The following is a 6,536-nucleotide window of genomic DNA, read 5'->3' as shown; positions in this document are numbered from 1 at the left end:
TCGAGCGGCAGCTCCAGCGTCGGCAGCTCGCCGCCCAGCGTCTCGCGCCAGTAAGCGCCCATCGCCTTGTAGCTGCCGTCCTCGATCGACTGCGCCTGCCATTGCGCGTAGTCCTTGTATTGCATACGGAGCGGTGGCAACGGATCGGGCAGCCCTTGCCTCCGGGCATTGTACAGCGCCGCCAGATCGCGCAGCAGCACTCGCGAGGACCAACCGTCGCTAATGATGTGGTGCATGTTCACATACAGCAGATGACGCCGGGGCGCAACGGCGAACAGCACCGCCTTGATGAGCGGTCCGGCAGCCAGATCAAACGGCTGCATGCGATCCGTCTCCATCCATGCCTCTGCCTCCGCTTGCCCGCCATCTCCCCTGGCATCGCGCAGCTCCAGTCCGATCCCCAGCGACTGACGGTCCCGGATGAGCTGCACCGGCTCGCCCTGATCATCGCCGAACACCGTCCGCAGCACCTCGTGCCGGTCGACGACAGCGTCGAACGCTGCCGCCAGCGCCGCCTCGTCCAGCTCGCCCTCCAGCACCATCGAGAACGGCGAATTGTAGGCGATCAGACTCTCGGGGAACTGGCTCAGCATCCACATCCGCTTCTGCGCCGCCGACACCGGATAGCTCTCCTGAGGCGGCGCGAGCGGGCAACGCAGACAAAGCCCGCCGCCATAAGCGCTGGAGCCTGACTGCGCTGCCTGGCTGTCTGCGCCGGGCTTTGTCTGCGTTGCCTCTCCGGATGCGGCGTTCCCGGGATGCGCTGCTTTGCCGTATGCATCGGACCGAGGCTGCGCTGCGCTGGAGCCTGTCAACGCTATCGCGCCGCCAAGCGCTGCGTCCTTCGATGACGTCGTCGATCCCAACGACGATGTCTGCGTCAATACGCCATGTGGCACAACGCCGTCCCCCGTCGACGTGCGTGTGTCGCCCGGAGGCGACTGCGCCAGCCGGTCGCCGATGTAGCGGCTCAGCTCGGCAGGCGTCGGGTGTCCGAAGATCTCCTCGAAGTTCAGCTCGACGCCGAACGTGGCGCGCACTCGCAACAGCACCTGGTTGGCCATCAGCGAGTGGCCGCCCAGCTCGAAGAAGCTGTCATGCGGACCGAGCTGCGGCTGCTTCAGCACCTCGCGGAAGATCGCCGCCACCTTGTCCTCCGGACCGGTCAGACTATCGATATAGGCAGCGAAGCCGCGCAGCGTCGGATAGTCGAACAGATCCTCGAAGTCCAGCTTGACCGCCAGCTCCTCGCGGATCCGCCGGATGACGCGGGTCGCCAGCAGCGAATCGCCGCCCAGCTCGAAGAAATGATCGTCGCGCCCCAGCTCGTCCAGCTCCAGCGCCTCGCTCCAGTATGAGGCAATCCGCCGCTCCAGCGCGGTCGCCTCGGGATCGCGCAGCGCTCCCGCTTGCTCAAGCTGCTGCTCCGCGCCGCTCTCGTCCATCACATCCGCCATCGACAGCTGCGGCGTCTCGCGTACCCAGCAGCGGATCGGCTCGAACGGATAACCGGGCAGCTCGACGCGCAGCGCCGGCCCGCCCGCATACGCCGCCCGCCAGTCCGGCGTGTGCCCTTGCGCATACAGGTCGCACAGCAGCTCCGCTACCGGGTCGCCGCTTGCTGCCGACAGCAGCCCGCTCACCCGGAATCGACGATTGCCGGATGCCTCGCCAGATACGCGATTCGTTGAACCGGCAGGTGAAGCATTCGATACGCCCTCGTGCGAGCTGTCCGCCGAGCTGCTGCTTGCACTGCCGGATGAACCGCCAAGCGAACGACCGAGCAAGCTGCCTGATCGTTCGTCACGCTCGCTCGTACGAAGCGCCTCGCCCAGCTCGCCGCCCGGGGCCAGCTCGACGAACAGTACCTCGCCGCCTTCCGTCTCGGCGGCGATCAGCTTTGCGACGCGCTCCGCCAGCCCTTGCAGCGGCTCCGACACATACGTCTGTGCCGCTGTCGCCGCCTCCGCCAACGTACGGCGGCCGGCGATCGCATCGGCCGCCAGCCTGCCGATGCCGACCGGCAGCAGCTGGCCGACCGGCATCTGCCATGCCTCCAGCAGGCGATACATCGCGATCAGATGCGCCAGGGCGCGCACGCCCTCGGAGCGGCTATCTGCGCTGTTATCTGCACTGCTATCTGCGCTACTCTCATTACTGGCATCTGCACTGCCATACATTCTGCCATTGAAGCCGCTATCTATGCTGCCGCACACCTCCGCATAAGTCTGGCGGTACACCGGATGGCGCGTCTGAAGCGCCGCGACGACCGACTCCGGCAGCGGCGCATGATCGGTCAGCAGCAGGATCGCTTTGGCTCGATCGCTGCCCTGCTCAGGCAGCGTCAGCCGCCAGCTCGCACCCGCTGCAGACGCGCTCCCCTCCTGCGACAGGGTGAGCAGCCCCGCTCGCAGCTGCTCGCGCAGCCCAGCGACCGTGTCCGCCGTCGCTGCGAAGCGGCAGCGATAATGCTTGCGGCCGCGCGCCAGCGTCCAACTGACCGCTGCCAGCTCCTGCTCGCTCATCGCCTCCAGCCGTTCATCCAGTTGGCTCAGTCGGCGCTGCAATGCCTCCGGGGTGCGAGCGGAGACGACGAACGGCAGCGGTCCCGTCGCGCTGCGATCCGCCAGTGCCGCCGCAGTCGGCTCCGGCGCTTCCTGCAGCAGCACATGACAGTTGGTGCCGCTCGCGCCCAGCGAGGTGACCCCGGCATAGCGGGGATGTCCGTCAGGCTGCGGCCACTCGCGCAGCTCCTTGTTGACGTAGACGGCCGACTGCTCGAAGTCGATCAGCGAGCTGGGCCGCTCGAAGTGAAGCGTCGGGAAATACACGCGGTGCTTGAGCGCCATGATGGCACGAACCAGTCCAGCGATGCCCGATGCATTGTAGCCGTGGCCGAGGCTCGACTTGATCGTCGAGATCGGCACGATGCCGCGCGCCTCCGTGACGTCGCGAAAAGCGGCGCTCAGCCCCTCGATCTCCAGCGAATCGCCAAGCTTGGTGCCGGAGCCGTGGGCTTCGATATAGCCGATCTGACGCGGGTCGACGCCAGCCTTGCGCCAGGCGTCGCGGACGACGCCCGCTTGCGAGATGCTGTCCGGCGCGGTCGGGCTCGCGGAGCGGCGGGCGTTGTTGTTGACCGCTGTGCTTTTGATGATCGCATGGATCGTATCGCCGTCGCGCTGCGCGTCAGCCAGCGGTTTCAGGAGCACCGAAGCGACCAGCTCGCCGCACGACATCCCGGCGGCATCCTCGGAGAACGCTCGCGATTTGCAATCGGGCGACCAGATATTGAACTCGAACTGCTTGTCCCGGTAGGGCTGCAGGTTCAGATTAACGCCGCAGACGATGGCACTGTCGGCCTCGCCGAGCAGCAGCTCGCTCACTGCCATATGGACAGCGACCAGACTGGAGGAGCAAGCGGTGTCGATGACGGCGGCATTGCCCGTCAGGTTGAACTGGCGGCTGATCCGCGTCGCCGCGAAGGCAGGCGAGTTGCCCGCCACCATCGTATCGGGGAATTCCTCGGCGAGTCGGTAATACTCGGGATTGATATCCGAGACGAACACCGCCGTCCGCGACCCATCGAAGTCGTCCGGGCTGTATCCCGCATGCTCGAACAAATGATAGACGCTCTCCAGCATGAGCCGATGATGCGGGTCCATCACCTGCGCTTCGGCCAGCGATAGCTCGAACAGCGGATGATCGAACTTGTCGATATCCTCCAGATAGCCGATCGGCCGCAGCGGCCGATCCGGGTTCAACGTCGCCTCCTTGATCCGCTTGGGCGACAGCTCCCTCACCAGATCGGGGCTGCGCTTGAACAGCTCAGGCACCTGCTCGATCCCGGGCGCTTCCGGGAATCGAGCCGCCATGCCGATAATCGCGATGTCTCGGTTCATCTTCAGCTCACTCCTTGCATGTCTTCGGCTTGCGCCTGCTGCTCCAGCCCCATAGCCAGCTTGCTCTCCCGCTCATAGAGGACGCCCTCCGACCAGACATAATTGACGCCATCCCACGCGGTCGCCGACGCTACATCCGGGAAAAATCCCATGCCCTTGTGGTTGGCGCTCGTGTTGCACAACACGGGAATGCCGCTAAGCCGCTTGTAGGCGGCGAGCAGCTCGGCAAGCCACGGGTTGTCCTGCGGATCGACCGTCTGCAGGCGCGCCGTGCCGTCGAGGTGGATAACGGCCGGGATGCGCTCCAGCCAGGCGGGCTTGACGCGATGGTCGAACAGCATATACGGATCGCGGATGCCCGGCTCGAACAGCTCCGGCGCGTCGTCCTCCAGACAGATCGGCGACACCGGCCGGTACGGCTCGCGGTCCTTGATCCGGTTCAGCGCATCCTTCATCGCCGGCGAGACGGCGGGCGCGATGATGCTGCGATTGCCGAGCGCGCGGGGGCCCAGCTCGGCCCGGCCGTGCAAGACAACCACCGGCTCGCCGCGCTCATGCAGCAGCGTCGCCAGCTCCGCTGCGCCGCAGTCGCGGCTCAGCCAGCCTGCCGCTGGCTCGGAGGCGCGAACCTCGGGACCGCTATACACCGTCCAGTCGAGCGCAGCCCCGCCTCCGCTCGTCAGCATGGCGCAGCAGGCGACGCCGATGGCGCTGCCCGAGTCGTTCGGGAAGGGCGGCACGTACACCTCGTCGATGATGCCGCTCTCGCGGATCGCCGAGTTCCACTTGATGTTGAGCGCACAGCCGCCAGCGAGCGCCAGCTTGCGCGATTTGCCGCCGTGGCGGCGGATTTTTTTGGCCAGCTTGTCCAGCAGCATCTGTCCCAGATAGTCGTGGAAGGTCCGCAGCACATCGGCGTCCTCGTACGACTGCCCGGCCATCCGCTCCTTGAACAGACGCGCCAGCTTGTTGCCGAACCCCATCGGATGATCGTACGCATCGAGGTAGATCTCGTCCCAGATGTCGTACCATTGCGGCTGCGACTGGCCGAGCGCGATATACGCCATCACCTTGCCTGCGACCGACAGGCTGTCCTTGGCGAAGCCGCCGCTCACCTGAAACGGGCCGAAGTGCTGGGCGAACAGGCTGTACATATTGCCGATCAGCAGGAAGATCGGACCCAGATTTTCGAATTCGCCCCGGTCTGCATCGTAGTAATACAGCCTCGGATACATGCCGCCGTCCCAGACGAGCACGTAGGCGCTCTCGCCGCGGCGCGCGAACGGGCTGCTGCAATACGCTCCCGCCACATGCGCCGCCGCATGATAGTAGCTCACATATGGGAGCTGACGGCCGCCGATCCGCAGTCCTTCGAAAGACCATTGCCTGAGCAGCGGGTCGCTCGCGCCCTGCTCCTCGTACTGTCCTACCGCCAGCCGGTACGGCTCGCCCCTGTCGGCGGCATCGAGCCAGTTATGACCCTCGCCGATCGTCAGCCTCGGTTGAATCGCCAGCGCGTCCTCGTCGTCGCCGCCCCAGCCGTCCACTGCAAAGCAGTCGATATCCTCGATCCGGTAGCCTTCGGCGGCCAGTATCTCCTCGATGAGCGCCGTATCCTCGATCTGGGCGTAACGCTCCTGGTTGCACAGCTTTTCTACCTCGATGCTGAATACCAAACGTCCATTGTCGATGAGCGCCACCGCTCCATCATGCGTCAGCTTCAATCCGCATACGATCATCTCTCGCGCCTCCTTTATCTCTCGTCAGAATTCGATCTCGCGCAGCGTCGTCGCCGTCTCCTCTTGCTGCTGATCCGCCTGTGTCAGCTTGGCGGCAAACGCCTCTATCGTCCGATAATCAAACAGATCCTGCACTGTCGATCGACCCGGGTAGGCCTTGCCAAGCAACGAATGGATCCGAATCAATCGATGCGAGTCGCCGCCAATCGCAAAAAAGTCGTCCGTCACGCCGAAATCGTCACGTCCGAGCACGTCCGCCCAAATCTGCCACACCGCGCGCTCTGCCTCGGTACGCGGCGGAACGCCGCTGCCTGCGGGGGCTCGGCTGATCAGCGCTTCCTGCGCATGCTGGCGCAGCTGCCGACGATCGATCTTGCCGGTACGCGTCAGCGGCAAGGCCGTCAACGAGTGAACCCGCGCAGGCAGCATGTACGTGGGCAGCAAAGCGGCCAACCGCTCACGAATCCCCGCCAGTCGCAAGGCCTCACGCTCGGAATCAACGGCGTTCGTCGACTCGACCGCACCGAGGGACACAGCCTTCGTCCCTTCTTCGCTGCCCGATACCGACGTGACCTGACGCTCCCCGCGCAGCGTCACAAAGCCGTGCAGCTCTGTCCGCTCTCCATCCCGCACGGCTACGACCGCTGCTGTCATAACCTCCGGGTCTGTGCCGAGCGCAGCCTCGAGCTCGCCCGGCTCCACCCGGTAGCCGCGAAGCTTGATCTGCTCGTCCCGCCGTCCGGCGTAGCGCAATCGGCCCTCACGGTCGCGTCGGACCAGATCGCCAGTGCGGAATATGCGCTCGCCCGGCCGCTGCGAGTCCTCGCCGAACCGCTCGGCGGTGCGTGCCGTGTCGCCCAGATAGCCCCGGGCGACGCCAGCGCCTGCCAGCCAC

At 65.6% G+C, this 6,536-nt stretch carries 3 protein-coding genes; all 3 read right to left on the bottom strand.

Annotated features, from left to right (window positions below; translation table 11 throughout):
• The coding region (locus PA598K_RS36205; protein ID WP_260405414.1) for a condensation domain-containing protein at positions 1 to 3,902 on the bottom strand (3,902 nt) is incomplete at its 3' end.
• Positions 3,903 to 3,904: 2 nt separating this feature from the next.
• Positions 3,905 to 5,641 carry a carbamoyltransferase N-terminal domain-containing protein gene (locus tag PA598K_RS14740; protein ID WP_128657706.1) on the bottom strand — a complete coding sequence of 579 codons (1,737 nt, stop codon included), beginning with the start codon at positions 5,639 to 5,641 and terminating at the stop codon, positions 3,905 to 3,907.
• A 24-nt stretch (positions 5,642 to 5,665) separates the two neighbouring features.
• The coding region (locus PA598K_RS14735) for a non-ribosomal peptide synthetase (protein ID WP_148091942.1) at positions 5,666 to 6,536 on the bottom strand (871 nt) is incomplete at its 5' end.

It is taken from the genome of Paenibacillus sp. 598K, assembly GCF_003851045.1.
GTDB lineage: Bacteria > Bacillota > Bacilli > Paenibacillales > Paenibacillaceae > Paenibacillus_D.
Note: the sequence above shows the minus strand (reverse complement) of the source record. Positions and strands in the feature narration are given on the sequence as shown.